The organism is Methanocaldococcus jannaschii DSM 2661 (genome assembly GCF_000091665.1).
GTDB classification, from domain to species: domain Archaea; phylum AGJL01; class Methanococci; order Methanococcales; family Methanocaldococcaceae; genus Methanocaldococcus; species Methanocaldococcus jannaschii.
The window spans coordinates 1316789-1337908 of sequence record NC_000909.1 but is presented as its reverse complement, the minus strand read 5'-3'; the positions used below and the strand labels follow the sequence as shown (position 1 = coordinate 1337908).

The 21120-nt window shown below is 31.2% G+C and carries 24 protein-coding genes and 1 pseudogene; 10 read left to right on the top strand and 15 right to left on the bottom strand.

Features of this window, described 5'->3' with window-relative positions; translation table 11 throughout:
- Window positions 1–100 precede the first annotated feature (100 nt).
- The gene (locus MJ_RS07425) at window positions 101–505 is read left to right on the top strand and encodes a roadblock/LC7 domain-containing protein (protein ID WP_010870906.1); all 405 of its coding nucleotides are present in this window, start codon (window positions 101–103) and stop codon (window positions 503–505) included.
- Between the two features lie 353 nt (window positions 506–858).
- Here MJ_RS07425 and ahcY read toward each other — a convergent pair whose 3' ends face one another.
- On the bottom strand, window positions 859–2106 hold the full coding sequence (gene ahcY / locus MJ_RS07420; protein ID WP_010870905.1) for an adenosylhomocysteinase: 1248 nt from the start codon (window positions 2104–2106) through the stop codon (window positions 859–861).
- Window positions 2107–2480: 374 nt separating this feature from the next.
- Between ahcY and larC the strand changes: the two genes are divergently transcribed.
- Complete coding sequence (gene larC / locus MJ_RS07415) at window positions 2481–3620, top strand: nickel pincer cofactor biosynthesis protein LarC (protein ID WP_010870904.1); 1140 nt, start codon at window positions 2481–2483, stop codon at window positions 3618–3620.
- 2 nt (window positions 3621–3622) lie between these two features.
- Here larC and MJ_RS09535 read toward each other — a convergent pair whose 3' ends face one another.
- Together MJ_RS09535 and MJ_RS09880 are read right to left on the bottom strand one after the other, a co-directional pair.
- On the bottom strand, window positions 3623–3784 hold the full coding sequence (locus MJ_RS09535) for a hypothetical protein (protein ID WP_162484765.1): 162 nt from the start codon (window positions 3782–3784) through the stop codon (window positions 3623–3625).
- A 118-nt stretch (window positions 3785–3902) separates the two neighbouring features.
- Window positions 3903–4031 carry a hypothetical protein gene (locus MJ_RS09880; RefSeq protein WP_280109647.1) on the bottom strand — a complete coding sequence of 43 codons (129 nt, stop codon included), beginning with the start codon at window positions 4029–4031 and terminating at the stop codon, window positions 3903–3905.
- A gap of 141 nt (window positions 4032–4172) precedes the next feature.
- Between MJ_RS09880 and MJ_RS07410 the strand changes: the two genes are divergently transcribed.
- The 4 genes from MJ_RS07410 (at window position 4173) to MJ_RS07395 (ending at window position 6881) form a co-directional block, all read left to right on the top strand.
- Entirely contained in the window at window positions 4173–4712 is a 540-nt protein-coding gene (locus MJ_RS07410) for a tRNA (cytidine(56)-2'-O)-methyltransferase (protein WP_010870902.1), read from the top strand.
- Between the two features lie 24 nt (window positions 4713–4736).
- Window positions 4737–5321: a SagB/ThcOx family dehydrogenase gene (locus tag MJ_RS07405; RefSeq protein WP_064496814.1), complete on the top strand. Its 585-nt coding sequence runs from the start codon at window positions 4737–4739 to the stop codon at window positions 5319–5321.
- 228 nt (window positions 5322–5549) lie between these two features.
- Window positions 5550–6320 (top strand): TatD family hydrolase, encoded by a 771-nt coding sequence (locus MJ_RS07400; RefSeq protein WP_010870900.1) that lies wholly within the window; start codon window positions 5550–5552, stop codon window positions 6318–6320.
- Between the two features lie 120 nt (window positions 6321–6440).
- A complete protein-coding gene (locus tag MJ_RS07395) occupies window positions 6441–6881 on the top strand; it encodes an EVE domain-containing protein (RefSeq protein ID WP_010870899.1) in 441 nt (146 codons plus the stop codon).
- On the opposite strand, the gene carB (MJ_RS07390) is transcribed toward MJ_RS07395, so the two are convergent.
- From carB (MJ_RS07390) to carB (MJ_RS07370), 5 genes and pseudogenes are all read right to left on the bottom strand, one after another.
- Window positions 6878–8734 carry a carbamoyl-phosphate synthase large subunit gene (carB, locus tag MJ_RS07390; protein ID WP_010870898.1) on the bottom strand — a complete coding sequence of 619 codons (1857 nt, stop codon included), beginning with the start codon at window positions 8732–8734 and terminating at the stop codon, window positions 6878–6880. The genes MJ_RS07395 and carB (MJ_RS07390) overlap by 4 nt on opposite strands.
- Before the next feature lie 8 nt (window positions 8735–8742).
- Window positions 8743–9095: pseudogene (locus MJ_RS07385) on the bottom strand (HepT-like ribonuclease domain-containing protein).
- Complete coding sequence (locus MJ_RS07380; protein ID WP_010870896.1) at window positions 9088–9390, bottom strand: nucleotidyltransferase family protein; 303 nt, start codon at window positions 9388–9390, stop codon at window positions 9088–9090. The pseudogene MJ_RS07385 and the gene MJ_RS07380 overlap by 8 nt, the downstream one beginning before the upstream one ends.
- Window positions 9391–9415: 25 nt before the next feature.
- Window positions 9416–9577: a hypothetical protein gene (locus MJ_RS07375; RefSeq protein ID WP_064496813.1), complete on the bottom strand. Its 162-nt coding sequence runs from the start codon at window positions 9575–9577 to the stop codon at window positions 9416–9418.
- 9 nt (window positions 9578–9586) lie between these two features.
- Complete coding sequence (gene carB, locus MJ_RS07370; RefSeq protein WP_010870895.1) at window positions 9587–11035, bottom strand: carbamoyl-phosphate synthase large subunit; 1449 nt, start codon at window positions 11033–11035, stop codon at window positions 9587–9589.
- Window positions 11036–11219: 184 nt separating this feature from the next.
- On the opposite strand from carB (MJ_RS07370), the gene gltX reads away from it, so the two are divergent.
- Entirely contained in the window at window positions 11220–12881 is a 1662-nt protein-coding gene (gene gltX / locus MJ_RS07365; RefSeq protein WP_010870894.1) for a glutamate--tRNA ligase, read from the top strand.
- An 11-nt stretch (window positions 12882–12892) separates the two neighbouring features.
- Here gltX and rrmJ read toward each other — a convergent pair whose 3' ends face one another.
- Complete coding sequence (gene rrmJ / locus MJ_RS07360) at window positions 12893–13630, bottom strand: 23S rRNA (uridine(2552)-2'-O)-methyltransferase (RefSeq protein WP_010870893.1); 738 nt, start codon at window positions 13628–13630, stop codon at window positions 12893–12895.
- 86 nt (window positions 13631–13716) lie between these two features.
- Here rrmJ and MJ_RS07355 point away from each other — a divergent pair, with 86 nt between their 5' ends.
- Complete coding sequence (locus MJ_RS07355) at window positions 13717–14964, top strand: flippase (RefSeq protein WP_010870892.1); 1248 nt, start codon at window positions 13717–13719, stop codon at window positions 14962–14964.
- On the opposite strand, the gene MJ_RS07350 is transcribed toward MJ_RS07355, so the two are convergent.
- The 6 genes from MJ_RS07350 to MJ_RS07325 form a co-directional block, all read right to left on the bottom strand.
- Window positions 14957–15757, bottom strand: a complete 801-nt coding sequence (locus MJ_RS07350; protein ID WP_010870891.1) for an MBL fold metallo-hydrolase — start codon at window positions 15755–15757, stop codon at window positions 14957–14959. The genes MJ_RS07355 and MJ_RS07350 overlap by 8 nt on opposite strands.
- Before the next feature lie 67 nt (window positions 15758–15824).
- A complete protein-coding gene (locus tag MJ_RS07345) occupies window positions 15825–16313 on the bottom strand; it encodes a protease complex subunit PrcB family protein (RefSeq protein WP_010870890.1) in 489 nt (162 codons plus the stop codon).
- Window positions 16310–17143 carry a polyprenyl diphosphate synthase gene (gene uppS, locus MJ_RS07340; RefSeq protein ID WP_394296057.1) on the bottom strand — a complete coding sequence of 278 codons (834 nt, stop codon included), beginning with the start codon at window positions 17141–17143 and terminating at the stop codon, window positions 16310–16312. Before uppS ends, MJ_RS07345 begins: the two co-directional genes overlap by 4 nt.
- Window positions 17136–17861, bottom strand: a complete 726-nt coding sequence (gene mtxX, locus MJ_RS07335) for a methanogenesis marker protein Mmp4/MtxX (protein ID WP_064496812.1) — start codon at window positions 17859–17861, stop codon at window positions 17136–17138. The genes uppS and mtxX overlap by 8 nt, the downstream gene beginning before the upstream one ends.
- 5 nt (window positions 17862–17866) lie before the next feature.
- Window positions 17867–18853, bottom strand: a complete 987-nt coding sequence (locus MJ_RS07330; RefSeq protein WP_010870887.1) for a methanogenesis marker 12 protein — start codon at window positions 18851–18853, stop codon at window positions 17867–17869.
- 29 nt (window positions 18854–18882) lie between these two features.
- Window positions 18883–19335, bottom strand: a complete 453-nt coding sequence (locus tag MJ_RS07325) for an EVE domain-containing protein (RefSeq protein WP_064496811.1) — start codon at window positions 19333–19335, stop codon at window positions 18883–18885.
- A gap of 137 nt (window positions 19336–19472) precedes the next feature.
- Here MJ_RS07325 and wtpB point away from each other — a divergent pair, with 137 nt between their 5' ends.
- Together wtpB and MJ_RS07315 are read left to right on the top strand one after the other, a co-directional pair.
- Window positions 19473–20222 (top strand): tungstate ABC transporter permease WtpB, encoded by a 750-nt coding sequence (gene wtpB, locus MJ_RS07320; protein WP_010870885.1) that lies wholly within the window; start codon window positions 19473–19475, stop codon window positions 20220–20222.
- On the top strand, window positions 20222–21115 hold the full coding sequence (locus tag MJ_RS07315) for an ATP-binding cassette domain-containing protein (protein ID WP_010870884.1): 894 nt from the start codon (window positions 20222–20224) through the stop codon (window positions 21113–21115). The genes wtpB and MJ_RS07315 overlap by 1 nt, the downstream gene beginning before the upstream one ends.
- The last annotated feature ends 5 nt before the right edge of the window (window positions 21116–21120 follow it).

Sequence of the window (21120 nt, the reverse complement as noted above, 5' to 3'; positions counted from 1 at the left end):
TCTTAGAAAGATATTTATAGTACTACAAAGTCATAATAGGAACAAAATTACATGAATATTCAAAAAAATTACTAAAAAAATGAATCAATAGGCGATTAATATGAAGGCAACAGAAAACAGAAAAGTAAATGAAATAAATGAAATTCTTCTACCTCTATCAAAAAATTTAAAGAATGTTGAGGGATTTGTCATAGTCTCAAAGGATTCCCTTGTTAAAGTAGGAAATATTGACGGAGAAGATTTAGAAATAATATCAAGGCATATGGCTGTTGTTATGGGTAGTTCAGAGATGCTCTATAAAAGATTTAATGATGAAGTCGAATACATTGAAATTAAAGGAAAAAAGCATAAAATAATCTTATATAACTTAGATGATTTTATATTTGCAGTCGTTGGTAATATCAAAGCTGATGAAATAAAAGATAAGGTTATGGAATTAAAGTTTAAAGTTAATAACATTGACGGATTAACAGCTGAGAATATTATTGAAGAGATTGCTCTTTAAATTTTAAAATTTTAATAGGACTTCATGGGAATAAACCATTATAAGGAAAAATACGGTTAAATGTGCTTAAAAATAGAAACATGGAATTTAAACTCTTTGTGATATTATCAAACTAATATTTTAATGAATTTATAGGCATAAATAAACCAATAAACATATAGCTATATTGGAGTTATACCTACATAATATACTACACAGTAAATTACGCAAAAAGATTATATGTAATAAAAACTATATGATAATAACAAGGGACTTTAAAAAATGATTAAGAAACAATTAAAATTGTGGGGGAGGGGTTAAATATATATAACAATAGTCAAAGCAGCTTTTTTATTTTTAAAGAATCTAAGAAGTTAAGTTCCTTCTCTCCAATCTTCTAAATATTTTTTTTGCTCTTTAGTTAGTTCATCAATTTCAATACCCATAGCTTTCAATTTTAGAGAGGCAATCATTAAGTCCTGTTCGTAAGGAATGTTATAAACCCTTGGCTCTAACTTCTCATGATTTTTTAAGATGTATTCAGCCGCTAAAGCTTGGTTGGCAAAACTCATGTCCATAACCTCACATGGATGCCCATCTGCACATGCCAAATTAACCAACCTACCCTCTCCCAATAAATATATTTTCTTATTTCCTAAGTCGTATTCAGTTACACAATTTCTAACTTCTTTTATTGATTTAGCTAACTCTTCTAAGTGCTTTTTATTAATCTCATTGTCAAAGTGTCCAGCATTTGCTAAGATAGCTCCATTCCTCATCTTCAATATATGTTCCTTTCTAATAACATCCTTACATCCAGTTGTTGTTATAAATATATCTCCAATCTCCGCAGCTTTCTCCATCTTCATGACTCTAAATCCATCCATTCTTGCCTCTAAGGCTCTAATTGGATTAACTTCTGTAACTACGACCTCTGCTCCTAAGCCTTTAGCTCTCATTGCTACTCCTCTACCACACCATCCATAACCAGCAACAACAACAGTCTTTCCAGCAATTAATAAGTTTGTAGCTCTCAGAATTCCATCTAAGGCACTTTGCCCAGTTCCATATCTGTTGTCAAATAGATGTTTCGTATATGCATCATTTACATCCATAACTGGAAATTTTAAAGCTCCTTCTTTTTCCATAGCTTTTAATCTGATGATTCCAGTTGTAGTTTCTTCACAACCTCCCATTATGTTATCCAAAAGTTCAGTTCTCTTTGTATGCAATAAAAATATTAAATCACAGCCATCATCTATAACAATATCTGGTTTGTGGTCTAAAACCTTGTTTAGGTTTTCATAATACTCCTCTACTGTCTCTCCTCTCCATGCATAAACATGCATTCCTTTTTTAGCACAAGCAGCGGCAACATCATCCTGAGTGGATAAAGGATTGCATCCAGTTATAGCAATCTCTGCCCCTCCTTCCATCAATGTCTCTGCTAAAACAGCTGTTTTTGCTTCTAAGTGTAGAGCCATTCCTATTGTTATTCCTTTAAATGGCTTTTCTTCTTTAAATCTTTCTCTAATTAAATTTAAAACAGGCATGTGTTGTTTTGCCCATTGTATTTTTCTCTCTCCTTCTTTCCAGAGGTTTATGTCCCTAACTTCATACATTCATTTCACCTTAAAGAATTAATTTTAAAAATTAGTAGGGTAGCAGAGATATATAAATTACTATTTTTTAGTGAAGAAAAGCTTTTATTATTTATAAATTCAAATATATAAATTAAATTAATAAAAAGAAAATAAACCTTAAATTTTTATTCTGAATCGGTCTGATTTTAATCTTGTAGTTTCCAAAGAAGGACACCAGCTAATGTTTCCATTCCAAATCAGTCTGATTTTAATAGGACAATCATTCACAACATAACTTATTTACTTACTTAATTAATCTTAATTTTTAAGTGTGTGACAGTTAGGTTAAACTTTTTATTAGTATTATCAGTATATTAATAACTTAAACTCTAAAAAATAGAGAGGAGATTTTTATGTTTCTATTAGACCCATTTTCTGGAATTAGTGGAGATATGTTCTTATCAGCAATGATTGATTTTGTTGATAAAGAAGATTTTATAAATACAATTAAAAAAGTTATTGATGTAGAGATTGAGATAAAAAAGGTAAAGAAATGTCATATATTAGCTAACAAAGTTAATATAATCCCAAAGTGTATTAATTGTAATGCAAACACTTATAAAGATATTAAAAACGTTATTAAAAGTTCTGATATTCAAGAAGATATTAAAATTACTGCCTTAGAAATTCTAAAGATATTGGCTGAGGCAGAAAGCAAAGTGCATAATGTGGATGTTGAAAATGTTCATTTCCATGAAGTTGGGAATTATGATACAATTGCCGATATTGTTGGGGCAGCATATATTATAAACAAGTTAAATCTAAAAAATAACTGCTTATATAAGCCAATAAATGTTGGAAATGGTTTTGTAAGGACAGAACATGGATTACTACCAGTTCCAGCTCCAGCTACGGCTGAGATATTGAAAGGACTTAAAATATTTTTTTCTGATATAAATGAAGAGCTAACAACACCTACTGGATCAGCTATTATAAAGTATATAAATCCAAAATTAGCTAAAGGGGCTTTTATTATAAAAGAAGTTTCTTATGGAGCTGGAGATAAGGATTTAAATCTTTTAAATGCCTTAAGAGTTTTTAGAGTTGAAGATATAAAGAGGGAGGATATAGTTTTATTAGAAACGAACGTTGATGACATTTCAGCAGAGATTTTAGGCTATTTATATGAAGTTTTAGATGGAAAAGTTAGGGATTTGCATTTTATCCCTACATATATGAAGAAGAACAGACCAGCTTATACAATTAGGGCTATTGTTGATAGAGATATAGCTGAGGAGGTAGCCAAAATTATAATGAGGGAGACTGGTAGTTTAGGGGTTAGAATATTTGATATAGAGAGAATAACAGCTGATAGAGAATTTAAAACTATAAAATTGTTTGATGAATCTGTTAGATTAAAAGTTGGGAGAGTTAATGATGAAATAATCTCTCAAAAACCAGAGTTTGAGGATTTGAAGAACATTGCTAAAAAATATGGCATTCCTTTAAAAGATTTATATAAGTTAATAAATATTTCCCAAATTAAAAATTAGATTTACAAATCTTTTTTTAGATACCTTATTATAATCCAAAAACCAATACCTAATAACGCTCCAGCTATAAAGTTATCTAATAACATTCCAACACCTAAACCTATGCATAAGAAACCAAAAAATAATTCATCATTTTCAGCATCTTCAATAATCTTATCTATCAAAGGTTTATTTCTCTTTCTTCCAAGATTTGGAGGATAATTTTTTATCTAATTCTTCATAGTCATCTATAATCCCTTTATATTTTATAAGAGCTTATTAAAAGCCATATCCCTAAGCCTATTAAACATCCAGCCCAGCATCACCAAATATCATTCCAATCCCAAGACCTAAGACAGTAAATCCAAAAGTTATCATCCTTCTAATCTTCTTTAATTCAGTGTAATTATTGACTGCAAATATTTCTGCCATTTTCATCCCCTTATAATCAAAAAAGTAAATATAATCAAAAAATATGGATGTAGAGATTTGGAAAGTTGTTTTAACAACTGCATCATATATTTTCAAATATTTATGACTTAGAGTATAAATAATTTATGATGAGGGATTATTATGGTTGTTGAGGTTTTAAGATTAGGACATAGAGGAGACAGAGATAAGAGGATATCAACCCACGTAGCTTTAACCGCAAGAGCCTTAGGAGCAGATAAAATAATTTTTACAACTGAAGATGAACACGTTGAAAATAGTGTTAAAAAAGTTGTAGAGAGTTGGGGAGGAAACTTTGAGTTTGTTGTTGAAAAACATTGGAGAAAATATATTAGAGAATTTAAAAAAAGAGGGATTGTAGTTCATCTAACAATGTATGGGGCTAATATAAATGAGATAATGCCAGAGATTAGAGAAATAAGCAGAGATAAAGATATATTAGTTATAGTTGGGGCTGAAAAAGTGCCAAAGGAGGTTTATGAATTGGCTGATTATAATGTATCTGTTGGTAACCAACCACACTCCGAAGTTGCTGCTTTGGCAATCTTTTTAGATAGATTGTTTGAGGGTAAAACACTTTATAGAGATTTTGAAGATGCAAAGATAAAGATAGTCCCATCAAAAGATGGAAAAGTAGTTATAAGAGAAAAGCAAAATAAATAATATCAAAATATATTGGGGGATACTATGGAAATCCAACTTCCAGATATAGAGGAAATAAAGTTAGAGGATGTTTTGATAAAGAGGAGGTCAGTTAGGGAATATTGCTCATCTCCACTGACTTTGAGAGAACTTTCTCATATACTATTTGCTGCCTATGGAGTAACTGATGAAAGGGGATTTAAAACTGTTCCCTCTGCTGGAGCAACGTATCCATTGGAAATTTATGTAAATGTGAGGGATGTTGTTGGAGTTGAGGAGGGAGTTTATAAATATATTCCAGAGAGGCACTCAATTGTTAGAATTTTAGATGAGGAAGTAGGGCACGAATTAGCTTTAGCAGCTTTAAAGCAGATGTTTATCGCCATAGCTCCAATTGTTTTAATTATAGCTGCTAACTATGAAAGAACTACAAGAGTTTATGGAGATAGAGGATTTAGATATGTGCATATGGAGGTTGGACATGTTGCTCAGAATGTATATTTAATGGCTACATCTTTAGGTTTAGGAACTGTATCAGTTGGAGCATTTTATGATAATGAAATAAGGGAGATTTTAAAGATAAAAGAATATCCTCTATTATTGATGCCAGTTGGTAGGAAGATAGAGTAATAGTGTCTTTCAAAAAACAAAAAATAATAAAAGTTATTGAGAAAAATGGCAGGATTTTCACAGGTCATAAGTATTAAATAACGTGTTTATATGTATGAGGTCATCAATATTCTTTATTAAAAATCAAAAATTTAATTTCTATAAAAGCCCTATGAACGCTTTTTCCTAAAGGATAGCGTTCATTAATACATTATTTATCTCATAAAAGACACTATAAAGGGTGGGGATATGATAGACACTCACATACACTCAGATACAAGAGGTTTAGAGGATTTGGAGTTAATGGCAATGTGCTTAGATGGAGTTATAACATTAGCTCATGACCCATTTGAGATGAAGAACATTAAAGTTTGGGAAGCTCATGTAGAAAAGCTTTTAATTAATGAGTTAGAGAGGGCTAAAAAGGTTGGATTGAATTTGTTTATTTGTGTAGGGATGCATCCAAGGGCTATTCCTCCAGAGATTGATGAGGCTTTAGATAAAATAAAGAGTTATATAAATTATAATAGTAGGGTTGTGGGTATTGGAGAGATTGGTTTGGAGAAGGCTACAAAGGAGGAGAAGGAGGTTTTTATAAAGCAGTTACTTTTAGCTGAAGAGTTAAATATGCCTGCAGTTGTGCATACGCCAAGAAGAAACAAGGAGGAGGTAACTAAAATCATATTGGATGAGATTTCCACTCTGAATTTGAAAAATAGGGATATAGTTATTGAACACTGCAATAAAGAGACAACAAAATGGGTTTTAGATGAGGAGTTTTATGTTGGATTGACAATTCAGCCAGGAAAATTAACTCCATTAGAGGCTGTTGAGATAGTTAAAGAGTATAAGGACTTTGCTGATAAGATTCTATTGAATAGTGATTGCTCCTCAAACGCATCAGATGTTTTAGCTGTTCCAAGAACTGTTTTGAAGATGAAGATTAATGGTATTGAAAAAGATGTTATTTATAAGGTTGCTCATAAAAATGCTGTGAATTTGTTTGGATTGGACATATAACAAAAACCAAAAATTAATTTTAAAAATCAATAAAAAATTTTATTAATAAAAATAATAGTTAGGACTCTCCGTATATTTAATTTTACTCACAAAAAATAAACAGTTTTAAACGGCGATATTATGGCATACTGGCTTTGTATAACAAATGAAGATAATTGGAAGGTAATAAAAGACAAGAAGATTTGGGGAGTGGCTGAAAGGCATAAAAACACTATAAATAAAGTTAAAGTTGGAGATAAACTAATTATTTATGAGATTCAGAGAAGTGGGAAAGATTATAAACCACCATACATAAGAGGAGTTTATGAAGTTGTTTCAGAGGTTTATAAAGATAGTTCAAAAATCTTTAAGCCAACTCCAAGAAACCCTAATGAGAAATTCCCATATAGGGTTAAATTAAAAGAAGTTAAAGTTTTTGTGCCACCAATTAACTTTAAGGATTTAATTCCAAAGTTGAAATTCATAACAAACAAAAAGAAGTGGAGTGGGCATTTGATGGGAAAAGCAATGAGAGAAATTCCAGAAGAGGATTATAAGTTGATTATTGAAGCTAAAGCTTAAAACCTATTTTTTATCCTTGCATCAAGCTCATCTAATGAATAAACACTTAACTCTCCAGTTTTTACAGCTTCTATTGCCTTAACAGCAGCTTTTGCTCCAGGGATTGTAGTTATATAAGGAATACCCAAATCCACTGCTGCCCTTCTTATATAATACCCGTCTGACTTTGCCTTCTTTCCAGAGGAAGTGTTTATTATTAAGTGCATCTTACCATCTCTCATTAACTTTAGGATGTTATCATTTGGACTTTCAGATATCTTCTTAACAAGTATTGCTGGAATTCCATTTTCTCTCAACACTTTAGCAGTTCCTTCTGTTGCGTATATTGTAAAGCCAAGCTCATGCAACTTTTTAGCAACATCTACGATATGCTTCTTATCCCTATCTCTAACACTTATAAAGACATTTCCAACGATTGGCAATTCCATATTTGCAGATAACTGAGCTTTATAGTATGCCCTACCAAAGTCTTTATCTATTCCAATAGCCTCTCCAGTAGATTTCATCTCAGGCCCTAAAACAGGGTCTACTCCAGGCAATTTTTGGAATGGGAATACTGCCTCTTTAATTGATACATACTTCGGCTTTGCAATCCAAACCTTCTCAGCAACTTTTTCAACATCATAATCTTTAATTAACTCCTCCAACTTTTTGCCGAGCATAATCTTTGTGGCTAACTTAGCCAATGGAATTCCAACTGATTTACTCACATAAGGAACAGTTCTTGAAGCCCTTGGGTTTGCTTCCAAAACATAAACAACTCCATCTTTAACTGCATACTGCACGTTTAAAAGCCCCACTATGTTTAAAGCCCTTGCTAATTTGGCAGTGTAATCTATAACAGTATCAATTATCTCCTTTGGTAAAGTTTGAGGAGGAATAACTGTTGCTGAATCTCCACTATGCACTCCAGCCTCTTCAATATGCTCCATTATTGCCCCAATTAAAACACTCTCTCCATCACAAACAGCATCAACATCCAACTCAATAGCATCTTCTAAAAATTTATCAATCAACACTGGATGCTCCTCTGAAACTTTAACTGCCTCTTCCATATACTCAATTAACTCATCCTCGCTATAAACAATTTGCATTGCCCTTCCTCCTAAAACATAGGAAGGCCTAACTAAAACAGGATAACCAATTCTTTTAGCTATCTCCAATGCCTCTTCTTTTGTATATGCTGTTCCTCCTTCAGCTTGAGGAATATTTAACTTCTTTAAAAGTTTTGAAAACTCTTCTCTATCCTCAGCAGCATTTATATTCTCTGGAGTGGTTCCTAAGATATTAACTCCCGCATTTTTTAATTTCATGGCTAAGTTTATTGCTGTTTGCCCACCAAATTGAACTATAACTCCCAAAAGCTCTCCTTTCTCCTTTTCTCTTTCAGCAATATTTAATACCTCTTCAAAGGTTATTGGTTCAAAATAAAGCTTGTCTGATGTATCATAGTCGGTTGAAACTGTCTCTGGGTTGTTATTTATGATTATAGCTTCAATTCCCATTTCCTTTAAAGCTAAAACTGCATGAACACTTGAATAATCAAATTCTATCCCCTGACCAATCCTTATCGGCCCAGAACCGATGATTATAACTTTTTTTCTATCTGATGGATTGCTTTCATCTTGCTCCTTATAAACAAATGTCTCATAGGCAGAGTAATAGTATGGGGTTTTTGCCTCAAACTCAGCAGCACAGGTATCTACCATTTTGTATAAAGGAATGATATTGAGCTTCTTTCTCAAGTCCCTAACTTCTATCTCATCCATTCCTAATAAATTAGCTATCTGTTTATCAGAGAATCCCAATTTTTTTGCTTTCAATAATATTTCCTTTAATTTTTCCATATCCATATAATCACCTATTTTTTATTTTCAATATCTTTTAAAACTATCTCAACTTCTTTCTTTATTTTAGGAACGTCTTCTTTAACTATCTTCCAAAGAAGGATATAATCAATCCCAAAATATTTATGAATTAAATATTTCTTAATCCTACCATCTCTTTCCATGGGACGTTGGGAAACTTTTCCCTAAAATCATTATTTATGTATCTTGACGCTTCTCCAATAATTTCTAAGGCTCTAATAACCGCATATCGTATCATTTTATTATTTATAAACTCATTATAGTCAATATCTTTAGTAAATTCAATAACATCATTAGCACTTTCTAAAATATCATATAGGAATGCTTTAACATCCCTCTTAGACATAAATTAAATCCTCCTCAATAGATTTTTTTACATAAGGATTGTGGATTGATTTTTTTGTAATTAAATCAACTTTTAATCCCAAAATCTTTTCTAAATATTCAATTAGCTCCAAATACTCTGAAAATGAAGGATAGTTGTTTTCATCAAATTCAACCATAATGTCTATATCACTTTCTTCTGTCTGCTCCCCTCTTGCATAACTACCAAATAAGGCAATAGATTTAACCTTATATTTATCTTTAAGGATTTTTTTATGCTTTCTTAGGATTTCTTTTATTTCGGAGAGTGTTTTCATGGTTTCACACTATATACTATATTTCTTATTCTTCTTTAACCCTCTTTAATGCCAATAATCCATTAATTACACATATAATTCCAACTAAAGTTACCAATATTCTTCCAGTTATTAAAGCCAATAATGTTAATGCTACAAATATAAGATTCATCAAAATTAATATATTTATTTTGGTTTCTTTTTTCATAATTTCCCATTAAGCATTCAATTTCTTAATTTCTTCTTTTAATTTCTCCAATTCCTTCTTCATATCTACAATATTCTTAATCTTCTTAATGAAAAATTCATCAATATCCGTTAGCTCAACTATTTTCTCAACACTCCAACCCTTCTCTAACGCCTTAGCAATAACAAAAATTCTTTCATCAGTTGGATTCTTTAATATTTCTTCTATCTCTTCATCCGTATAGTCTTTATCCTTTCCATCTCCAATTATGCCGAATCTTCCAATGTCTAAACTTCTAATTGCCTTTTGCAAAGCTTCTTCAAAGCTTCTACCTATAGCCATAACCTCTCCAGTGGACTTCATACTTGTTCCTAATTTTTTATCTACTGTTTTAAACTTATCAAATGGCCATCTTGGGATTTTTACAACAACATAATCTAAAGTTGGCTCAAAGCTTGCTGGTGTTTCCTTTGTAACATCATTTAATATCTCATCTAATGTTTTACCGATGGCTATTTTAGCGGCAATCCTTGCTATTGGATAACCTGTAGCTTTACTTGCCAGGGCAGAGCTTCTTGAGACCCTTGGATTCACTTCAATAACTCTATATTCAGTCATCTCCTTATTTACAGCAAATTGTATATTACAACCTCCCTCAATTCCCAAATGTCTTATAATCTTTATAGCAGCGTTTCTTAGCTTTTGATAAAACTCATCTGGTAGAGTTTGGATAGGTGAGACAACAATACTCTCTCCAGTGTGTATTCCCATTGGGTCTATGTTCTCCATACCACAGACAATGATGCAAGTGTCTTTTCTATCTCTCATAACCTCAAGCTCAAATTCCTTCCATCCTAAAACACTCTCATCAATCAAAACTTGGTTGATTATAGAATATTTTAATCCTTTTGAGGTAATATCTATTAACTCCTCTTTGTTATGGGCAATTCCTCCTCCAGTTCCTCCTAAGGTAAATGCAGGTCTTACAATGACTGGATAGCCAATTTCCTCAGCAAACTCAACTGCTTCATCAACAGAATTAACGGCCTTACACTTTGTAACTGGCTCATTAATTTCAGCCATTGCCTCGGCAAAAAGTTCTCTATCCTCAGCTATTTCAATAGTTCTAATATTAGAGCCGAGAAGCTTAATTCCATATTTATCTAAAATCCCTCTTCTATGTAATTCTAAAGCTAAGTTAAGACCTGTTTGTCCTCCCATTGTTGGTAAAATAGCATCTGGCCTCTCTTTCTCAATAATCTTCTCAACGATTGTTGGATGTAATGGCTCTAAATAAACCTTATCTGCCATGTCTGTATCTGTTTGAATAGTTGCAGGATTTGAATTCACTAAAATAGTATAAATTCCCTCTTCCTTCAAAGCTTTACATGCTTGAGAACCTGAAAAATCGAACTCTGCAGCTTGTCCAATAACTATCGGTCCAGAACCAAAAACCATTACTTTTTTAATACTCTCCATCAATATCCACCACAATAATATTTTACAATATTTATATATTTAACTATTATTATTCAGATTATCTTAATATTGAGGATGAGCTTTTAAAATTGCATAACTATATTTATGTTACTTAACTTTAAGTATCCTTTTCCTAATAATCAGTTAAGGTTTTTAAAGTTAATGGTAGGTAAATGGTGATAATGTGGAAGAGAAGATATTGCCAATTGCATTAAGAAATGCCATAAAATACAATGGAAAAGCTAATCCAAAGGCAGTTTTAGGGATATTTTTGTCAGAAAATCCAGAATATAGGAGTAAAGCAAAGGAGGTAATGCCAATTGTTGAGAAAGTTGTTGAAGAAGTTAATAAACTATCATTGGATGAAATTAAGAAAAAGTTGGAAGAATTAGGAGAAGATGTTAAAAAGAAAGAAAAAAAGGAGAAAGGTTTAGAATTACCAAACGTTAAAGATAAGGTAGTTATGAGATTCGCTCCTAATCCATCAGGGCCTTTACATATAGGGCATGCAAGAGCAGCAGTTTTAAATGACTACTTTGTTAAAAAATATGGTGGAAAGTTAATTTTAAGATTAGAGGATACAGACCCAAAGAGAGTTCTGCCAGAAGCTTATGACATGATTAAAGAAGATTTGGATTGGCTGGGGGTTAAAGTTGATGAAGTGGTTATACAATCAGATAGAATAGAGCTTTATTATGAATATGGTAGAAAATTGATTGAAATGGGACATGCTTATGTTTGTGACTGCAATCCAGAAGAATTTAGGGAATTGAGAAATAAAGGAGTTCCATGTAAGTGTAGAGATAGAGCCATTGAGGATAACTTAGAGCTTTGGGAAAAGATGCTGAATGGAGAACTTGAAAATGTAGCTGTTAGATTAAAAACAGACATAAAACACAAAAACCCATCAATTAGGGACTTTCCAATATTCAGAGTTGAAAAAACTCCACATCCAAGAACTGGAGATAAATACTGTGTATATCCTTTAATGAACTTCTCTGTTCCAGTTGATGATCATCTTTTAGGAATGACTCATGTTTTGAGAGGAAAAGACCACATTGTAAATACTGAGAAGCAAGCTTATATTTACAAATACTTTGGTTGGGAAATGCCAGAATTCATCCACTATGGGATTTTGAAGATAGAGGACATTGTTTTAAGCACTTCATCAATGTATAAAGGAATTAAAGAAGGTCTCTATAGTGGATGGGATGACGTTAGATTAGGAACTTTAAGAGCTTTAAGAAGAAGAGGGATTAAACCAGAGGCAATATATGAGATAATGAAAAGAATTGGAATTAAACAGGCAGATGTTAAGTTTTCTTGGGAGAATTTATATGCAATAAATAAGGAGCTTATTGATAAAGATGCAAGGAGATTCTTCTTTGTCTGGAATCCAAAGAAACTTATTATCGAAGGGGCAGAGAAAAAGGTCTTAAAACTTAGAATGCATCCAGATAGACCAGAATTTGGAGAGAGGGAGTTAATATTTGATGGAGAGGTTTATGTTGTTGGAGATGAGTTGGAAGAGAATAAGATGTATAGATTGATGGAGTTATTTAACATAGTTGTTGAAAAAGTTGATGATATAGCATTAGCTAAATATCACTCAGATGACTTTAAAATAGCAAGGAAGAACAAAGCTAAGATTATACACTGGATTCCTGTAAAGGATAGTGTAAAGGTTAAAGTTTTAATGCCTGATGGAGAGATAAAGGAAGGCTTTGCTGAAAAAGATTTTGCTAAAGTAGAGGTTGATGATATTATCCAATTTGAGAGGTTTGGATTTGTTAGAATAGATAAAAAAGATAATGATGGATTCGTATGTTGCTATGCACATAGATAAAAATAATTTTTTTATTTTTTAGATTTTAATTTCCTAATCTCTTTAATTTTTTTAGCTAAAAGTTCATTATCTTCATTTTCAACTTTTTTAACCCTTTTTATCTTATCCTCTTCTTCCCATTTTTTTCCAGTGTATCTCTTAGCTATAACATAAACCTCAGCACTTTCTTTTCTTGAAGCTTGAGGTTTTGTAATATAAACCTTTTCAAAGTATTTTTTAACTAAATTTACATAATCATCTATCATGTCTCCATAAAATACCTTAGCTACAAAATTGCCTCTCTCTTTTAGCATCTCAGTAGCTATTTGTAAGGCAGTAGTTACTAAATCTATTGAACGAGCGTGGTCTATATCCCAATAACCGCTTATATTAGGGGAGGCGTCACTTATAACCACATCCACCTTTTTTTCATCATTTGGAATTAGCTCTCTAATTTTGTTCAAATTTTCTTCTAAGGTGAAATCTCCTTTTATTGCAACTACATTATCATATTCAAATGGCTTAACTGGTTGTAAGTCAATACCAATAACAAAGCCTTTATCTCCTACAATCTCTCTTGCCACTTGCATCCATCCGCCTGGAGCACAACCCAAATCCAAAACTATCTTTCCTGGTTTAATAACGTTAAATTTTTCATTTAACTGCATGAGTTTAAAAGATGCTCTTGAACGATATTTAAGTTTTTTAGCTAATTTGTAGTAGAAATCTCTCTTTCTTTGTAAAACCCATCTTTTATCTTTTCTTCCCATAGTTTCACCACAAATTTTAAAAATATTAAATGTAATTTTTAAAGAAATAATAGGTAATAAAATAAACTTAGGAAAAGCTGATTCTTATGAGTTTGTGTAAGGATAGTATTTACATCCTAATGTCAAATTTATACTCAAAGGGAATGGCATATCTATTTTATTTTATAACTGCATTTTTATTGGGAACTGAAGCATTTGGTATCTTAAAGGGATTAATGCCAATAGCTGACACTCTAACAATATTTTTCTCTTCTGGTATTCCTCCAGCCATAGCAAAATTCTTAGCTGAAGAAAAAGAGGTAGATATTAACAAATATATTCCAATATTATATTTAATGATTTTGCTCTCAGTTGTTGGATTTATCTTAACTCCTTATATAAAATACATTTTAGGAGGGCATTATTTAAATCTGCCAAATATTTTGTATTTTGCAGTAGGTCTTTGTGTTGTAGCTTCAACAGTAATAGCATTTTCAAGAGGTATTTTACAAGGATTGTTAAAGATGAAATATCTCTCCCTTACGTGGATTGTTGAATACACTGCAAAAGTCATATTGGTTTTTATTCTAACTCTATATTTGGGAATCTTTGGCTCTTTGTTATCAATATCTTTGGCATATTTAGTAGGAGGGATTTTTGGGCTATATTTGATTTATAAGGCATTAAAAGGAAAATTTGATTTCAAAAAATTAATTGACATAAAAAATACAACAAAAAACATATTCTCTAATTTTAACTTAGACATTTTGAGATATTCAATCCCTATTGCTTTAACGTCATCATCATACAGATTGTTTGGAGATATTGATAATATAGTTATAATGTCCATTATGGGAGGATTTTGGAGTGGGATTTATGGTTACTCCTCTCTAATATCAAGAGGAATATTTATGTTTGCTTCAGCTGTTAGCATCCCTTTACTTCCAAGAATATCTAAAACTAAAGATTTAAGCTTATTAAAAGAAGGAATTATCCAAAACACTATCTTCTCATCAATTTTTGTTATTGGTTGTTTGTTTTTCCCTGAAATCCCATTGATAGCATTTTTTAAAACAGCTAATCCAGAAGGAATTTTATGCCTAAGAATTTTAGCAATCTCTTCTTTATTTATGAGCTATTATACTTTAATATCCTCTGCACTTCAAGGTTTAGGGTATGCAAAAATTTCTTTCTATATAATATTGTTTGGGTTGGTGTTAAATATTATCTTAAATTTAATTTTGGTAAATGCTTATGGAATTGTTGGAGGAAGCTTAGCTACATTAATAACATCAATATCTGTCTTTTTAATTGGTGTTTTTGCTATTTTAAGAATAAAAAAGCATATTATTTAATTAGCTGATACTTATACTTTCCATTTAAAAGCTCAACTTTCAGTCCTAATCTTGCTGGAATAACCTCTATTCCAGTATTTTGGGAAATATATTCTGCCTCTATTTGAGGATTTGTCATCTTAACTCCCATGTGATTCATTATCAACAACTCTGGCTTTTTGTTCATTGAGTTTATTAAATCAATGGCATCGTTAGAGCAGAGATGCCCTTTAATTCGCTCATTTTTCTTTCTAACAATATTCGCTATTAAAATTCTAACTCCATCAAAGTCTTCAATTAGCTGAGGGATAAATTCAGTATCTGAAGTGTAACCAATATCTCCATAAATTGTTGATAGTCTAAATCCAATACCAAACGGGTCTCCATGTTTTGTATGTGTTGCCTTTATTGTTGTATCATACAACTCTGCAGAGTCTCCAGGGTATAAAACTCTAACCTCTTCAAGCTTTGATTGATGGTATTTTGATACAACATACTCATATTCTCCAAAACCTTCAACAACTGATAAGCTACCTAAAAAAACTCCTCGCTTTTTTGTCATTCCTTGAGTTATAGCTTCAACAATAATTTCTCCATCAGTGTAGTGGTCTGGATGGCAGTGAGATATAAACAGGGCATTAGTTCTCCATGGAGATATTTTTAGCTCGTTTAATCTCACTATCGCTCCCGGGCCAGGATCTACATGCATTCTAAGCTCATTTGTATGGATTCTAAACCCTCCTGTTGCCTTTTTTTGTGTTATTGTTGCCCATCTTCCACCACCACATCCCAAAAAAATAATTTCCACCCTCAAAATACCACATCTCCTTTTTTGTGTTTGAACTGTAAATTATATATTAAGCCAAAATTATTAAATCTTTTTATCTTACTTCCTTACACTCTACATTGTATGTTCCATTTACAGATAGTTTTATATATGGATAAGTTACAACCATTGCTGCAAATTCTTTTGGAGGAATAACTTTATAATAGACAGTAATTTTATTGGCAGTTTCTGTTATATTTATTATCTTTATTTTATATCCAGCGGTTGGCATCTCTTCCAAGTTTATGACTATTATAGTTTTGTTATCTTTGTAGTAATAATAATATCCCCTATTTTTCTCTCCAAAAGCTCCATAGGCAATTATTTCATAATTTAAAGTGTTTAAAATATTGGTATTATTATTTACAATTTTATCACTGACATTTTGGATAGTTTGATTTTTGGAAACATTTGAGTTTATACATGAATTATTTTTTATATTATAATTGCCTATTTGGGTTTTTTCAAAAGAGATACAACCACATAAAGTTATAGAACAAAGAATAGCAGTAAATAGAAACAATATAATTATTTTCTTTTTCATTTTCCAAACCTCCGCTGTCTTCTTTGGTAATCTCTAACCGCCCTTAGAAAATCCACTCTTCTAAATAACGGCCAATATATATCACAAAAATACAGCTCTGAATAAGAGCTCTGCCAAATTAAAAAATTACTAATTCTTTCCTCCCCAGAAGTTCTGATAATCAAATCAGGATTTGGAAATGGCAAATTTGCTGTGTATAAATGTTTATCTATTAACTCTTTATCAATATCTTCTGGTTCTATTTCTCCTCTTTTAACCTTTTCAGCTATCTTTTTTACAGCATCTATTATTTCTTGCTGTCCTCCATAAGCTATTGCAATATTAACAAAAAATTTGTTGTAGTTTTTTGTTCTCTCTTCAGCGTATTTTATTGCTTTTTGAACATTTTTTGGCAATAGATTAATTCTACCAATTGCTCTAACTCTAACTTCATATCTATGAATTTCTTCATCATCTGCAATCTCGTAAAACTTTTTTTCAAATAATTCCATTAATTTATCAACTTCTTCCTTAGGTCTTCTAAAATTTTCAGTAGAAAAGGCATATAGAGTAACAACATTTATGCCCAAATCCCTTGCCCATCTTAAGACTTCTCTAACCTTCTCAGCCCCCAAGTAATGCCCGTAGTATCTATCTTTTCCATAAATCTCTGCAGCCCTTCTATTTCCATCCATTATTATAGCTACATGTTTTGGTAAATTGTCTTTATCAATAGCCTCTTCTAAAATCTTCTCGTAAATTTTTAAAACTCCGGAGTTGTCTAAAAATCTATAAAAATCAATTATTACTCTTTTTCCAATACTCTTTAATTTGTTTTTTATCTTACCCAAAATCCCCACCTATTAGGAATTTAATAGCGTTATAGTATCTCTCCCAATTAGCGTTTCTACTTGTATCAATAAAATTGACATTTTTATCTGATAAAATAACTGCCCCATAACCAGGAATTTTGCAAATCAAACCTAAACATCTGAAAATTAAATTTCCAGTAATTCCATCTACAGCTATAATAATATTGTATCCATCTTTTAAATATTCCTCTATTAATATACCATTATGTATAATATCCACATTTCCTTTAAAATGCTCAACTATTTCCTCAGCTTCATATATTGTTTCATCCACTACTTTATTCCTTCCTAAATCTCCTAATCTTCCTCCAGAAAGGACTGCAACTTTTGCTTTAATATTATAATTTTTTAAAAAGTTAGATGCAAATTCTATAATCCTTATTTTATCTTTTATTCTCTCATTTTTGTCTTCTGATATATCATCAATCCCTACTGGAGATAGTAAAAAGATTCCATTAGTAAAGGGATTCTTTAAAATTGATGCCCTATAAAATTTTCCTATTCTTTCTCTTAAATAGAGAATTACTTTTGATGAAGATAAAGATCCCCTAACAGCCCCATCTATCTCTCCATCCAATAGTTTATCTACTAAAAGTTTTGGATTGTCAATTAATTCAACCTCTATTCCTTCTTCTTTTAATTTTTCATAAGCCTTCAAAACTTCTTCTTTATTGTCTCCTATGCCTATAGCATACATAATTATCACTTAAACTCCACTTCTATTCCTAAAATATCTCTCTTCCCTTTTAAAATATCCTCTGCTATCAAAGCCCCCCCAATAGCCCCACTTTCTCCATATAAGACAAATATCTTTGCCTCAACAAACTCTTTAATTCTTTTTGGAATATCTATCGGATTCCTTAAAGTCCCTATAGAACCTGCTAAAACCACTCTTCTTTTATTTTTATCCAATAAAGGTAATAAGCTATTTATCTCCATAGAGACACTTAAAATTAAGCTATCAACTGCCAATCTACAATTTTCATCATTAAAATAGTTGTTAATTATCTCTTCTTTTGTATTTTCAACACCTTTATAGAGCTTGGCTATTTTAACAGCCCCTGCCTTTGAAAATGCTTCATTTGCTGTAATTTTTCCAGCATCTATATCTCTAATCATTTCTAAATCTATAGGGCCATGTAACATTCCAATAGCTCCAATACACGCATCAAATCCTCCAAAAATCTTACCATCTTTTATTAATAAAGTTACAGTATTTGAGGATATATCGGATAAAACAAAATCATTAAATCCAAATAATTTATATGCATAATAAGCTATAGAAACCTTTTCTGGAGATGCTATATGGGAGTATAAAGCTCTAAACCTCTCATCTAAGCATTCTATTCCTCTATGCAATCCTGGAATAACAACAGCTGGCAATCCAGATTCTTTAATCTCATCATAAACCTTTGTTCCTCCTCCAACCTTTTCTCCAGCTCCTTCAATACTTAAAACTCCTCTATTTTTCACTTTTTCTATTGGTAGGATTTTGTTTATCCCATCTCCCATTGAGTAAGTTAAAGCAATCAAATCAATATCTTCCAATGAAATATGTTTCTCCAACTCCTCTAAGTAAGATTTTTCTTTGAGTTCTGTTCTCTTTAGTTTAAATATTATCTTTTTATCATTATCTTTTATGCATGTAGTTATTCCCGACGTTCCATGGTCTATTCCAACGGTTATCATAGTTTCACCAATAATTTATGCAATTCTCTTTATTTTATAGAAATCATTCCAAATTTCTTTTGAAAGGCTTTTAAAATTTCATTAAAATCATGATGTTCAAGTTCTCCCAAACCATATCCATCAATATAATCTTGTATTTTTATAAATCTTTTTATTACAGCCTCTTTTGAGAAAATTATTACTGAAAATGATACTCTCCAAGGGAAAGTAACTTTATTTAAGTTTATTTCATTGTCCCATATTGGTGTTTGGTCATCATAATATGTCTCTTTTATAACTCCAATAGCATGAATCTCTCCGGTTTTTGCAATTTGGAAAACGGCAACATCAAAAGGTTTTATTTGGTTATATTTTCTTATAAAACTTCTCCAATTCTTTTTCTGTTTCTCTCCAGCGTTTCTATCCCAAAATCCCCAAATCATATGATTATAGCAGATTTCAATATTTCTTATATTGTTAGAGCTAAAGAGCCAATATGTCATAACTATATCCCTCATTTTAATAAATTTTTAATGAAAATATTATACTATCAAATGTCATCAATTTTGTTTAACACAAATTTTATATAATTAGGTAATTTAATTACCTTAAAAATGATTAAGATTGATTAGGGATAGGCATGGAGAAGTTCGATATTGCGATGACAGTGTTTTTGGTAATGATATTCTTATTCATATTTTTACCAATTATTTATATGCTATCAAATCCCGGAGATTTAAACCAATTGTTGGATAAAGAGGTTATAGAGGCGTTTAAAACTACTCTATTAGCTGGAGCTGTTGCTACTCTAATAGCTCTAATTTTTGGAATACCAACTGGCTATATTTTGGCAAGGTATGATTTTAAATTTAAAAGCTTTGTTGAGGCTGTTTTAGATTTACCGATGGCAATTCCTCACAGCGTTATAGGTATCATAATCCTATCCTTCATTTATGGTATTGATATTATAAATTTTATTGGTAGATATGTAGTTGATAACTTTTGGGGGATTGTTACTGTCTATCTATTTGTTGGCATACCTTTTATGGTTAATAGTATAAGAGATGGCTTTTTAAGTGTTGATGAAGAGATTGAGTATGTCTCAAGAACCTTGGGGGCTTCAAAGATAAGGACGTTTTTTGAAATATCTCTCCCATTGATAAAAAATAATATCATCTCTGGGATTATTTTGAGTTTTGCAAGAGGAATTAGTGAGGTTGGAGCAATATTGATAATAGCATATTATCCAAAAACAGTTCCTATCTTAATATATGAAAGATTTATGAGCTTTGGATTAGATGCTTCAAAACCAATATCTGTTGGAATGATTTTGATTAGCATAGCGTTGTTTGCATTACTAAGGATGTTTGGGAGGATGAGAGGGAGATAATGCTTAAAGTAAATAATCTATCAAAGATTTGGAAAGATTTTAAATTAAAGAATGTCTCTTTTGAAATAGATAGGGAGTATTGTGTAATTCTCGGTCCAAGTGGAGCTGGAAAATCTGTTTTAATAAAATGCATAGCTGGGATATTAAAACCAGATTCTGGTAGAATTATTTTAAATGGAGAAGATATAACAAATCTACCACCAGAAAAAAGGAATGTTGGTTATGTTCCACAAAATTATGCCCTATTTCCAAACAAAAACGTTTATAAAAACATTGCCTATGGTTTAATAATAAAAAAAGTCAATAAATTAGAGATTGATAGAAAGGTTAAAGAGATAGCTGAGTTTTTAAATATTTCACATTTATTAAATAGGGATGTTAAAACATTAAGTGGAGGAGAACAGCAGAGGGTAGCTTTAGCAAGGGCTTTAATTCTAAATCCATCTATTTTACTTTTAGATGAACCAACATCTGCTGTAGATATTAAGATTAAAGAAAGCATTATATCTGAATTAAAAAAGATAAAGCATATCCCAGTTTTACATATAACCCATGATTTGGCTGAAGCAAGGACTTTGGGAGAAAAAGTAGGCATTTTTATGAATGGCGAGCTTATAGCTTTTGGAGATAAAAGTATATTAAAAAAACCTAAGAATAAAAAGGTTGCTGAGTTTTTAGGGTTTAATATAATAGACGATAAGGCAATAGCTCCAGAGGATGTAATTATTAAGGATGGAAATGGAGGAGAGGTTGTAAATATCATAGATTATGGAAAATATAAAAAGGTGTTTGTCAAATATAATGGTTACATCATTAAAGCTTTTACAGAAAGAGATTTAAATATTGGAGATAATGTTGGATTAGAGTTTAGAGAACAAACAAAATTAACATGAAATTT

Coding starts and splice junctions, on each gene's coding strand:
- MJ_RS07425 (WP_010870906.1), top strand. CDS start 101: ATGAAGGCAACAGAAAACAGAAAAGTAAATGAAATAAATGAAATTCTT.
- ahcY (WP_010870905.1), bottom strand. CDS start 2,106: ATGTATGAAGTTAGGGACATAAACCTCTGGAAAGAAGGAGAGAGAAAA.
- larC (WP_010870904.1), top strand. CDS start 2,481: ATGTTTCTATTAGACCCATTTTCTGGAATTAGTGGAGATATGTTCTTA.
- MJ_RS09880 (WP_280109647.1), bottom strand. CDS start 4,031: ATGGCAGAAATATTTGCAGTCAATAATTACACTGAATTAAAGAAGATT.
- MJ_RS07410 (WP_010870902.1), top strand. CDS start 4,173: ATGGTTGTTGAGGTTTTAAGATTAGGACATAGAGGAGACAGAGATAAG.
- MJ_RS07405 (WP_064496814.1), top strand. CDS start 4,737: ATGGAAATCCAACTTCCAGATATAGAGGAAATAAAGTTAGAGGATGTT.
- MJ_RS07400 (WP_010870900.1), top strand. CDS start 5,550: ATGATAGACACTCACATACACTCAGATACAAGAGGTTTAGAGGATTTG.
- MJ_RS07395 (WP_010870899.1), top strand. CDS start 6,441: ATGGCATACTGGCTTTGTATAACAAATGAAGATAATTGGAAGGTAATA.
- carB (WP_010870898.1), bottom strand. CDS start 8,734: ATGGATATGGAAAAATTAAAGGAAATATTATTGAAAGCAAAAAAATTG.
- MJ_RS07380 (WP_010870896.1), bottom strand. CDS start 9,390: ATGAAAACACTCTCCGAAATAAAAGAAATCCTAAGAAAGCATAAAAAA.
- MJ_RS07375 (WP_064496813.1), bottom strand. CDS start 9,577: ATGAAAAAAGAAACCAAAATAAATATATTAATTTTGATGAATCTTATA.
- carB (WP_010870895.1), bottom strand. CDS start 11,035: ATGGAGAGTATTAAAAAAGTAATGGTTTTTGGTTCTGGACCGATAGTT.
- rrmJ (WP_010870893.1), bottom strand. CDS start 13,630: ATGGGAAGAAAAGATAAAAGATGGGTTTTACAAAGAAAGAGAGATTTC.
- MJ_RS07355 (WP_010870892.1), top strand. CDS start 13,717: ATGAGTTTGTGTAAGGATAGTATTTACATCCTAATGTCAAATTTATAC.
- MJ_RS07345 (WP_010870890.1), bottom strand. CDS start 16,313: ATGAAAAAGAAAATAATTATATTGTTTCTATTTACTGCTATTCTTTGT.
- mtxX (WP_064496812.1), bottom strand. CDS start 17,861: ATGTATGCTATAGGCATAGGAGACAATAAAGAAGAAGTTTTGAAGGCT.
- MJ_RS07330 (WP_010870887.1), bottom strand. CDS start 18,853: ATGATAACCGTTGGAATAGACCATGGAACGTCGGGAATAACTACATGC.
- MJ_RS07325 (WP_064496811.1), bottom strand. CDS start 19,335: ATGACATATTGGCTCTTTAGCTCTAACAATATAAGAAATATTGAAATC.
- wtpB (WP_010870885.1), top strand. CDS start 19,473: ATGGAGAAGTTCGATATTGCGATGACAGTGTTTTTGGTAATGATATTC.
- MJ_RS07315 (WP_010870884.1), top strand. CDS start 20,222: ATGCTTAAAGTAAATAATCTATCAAAGATTTGGAAAGATTTTAAATTA.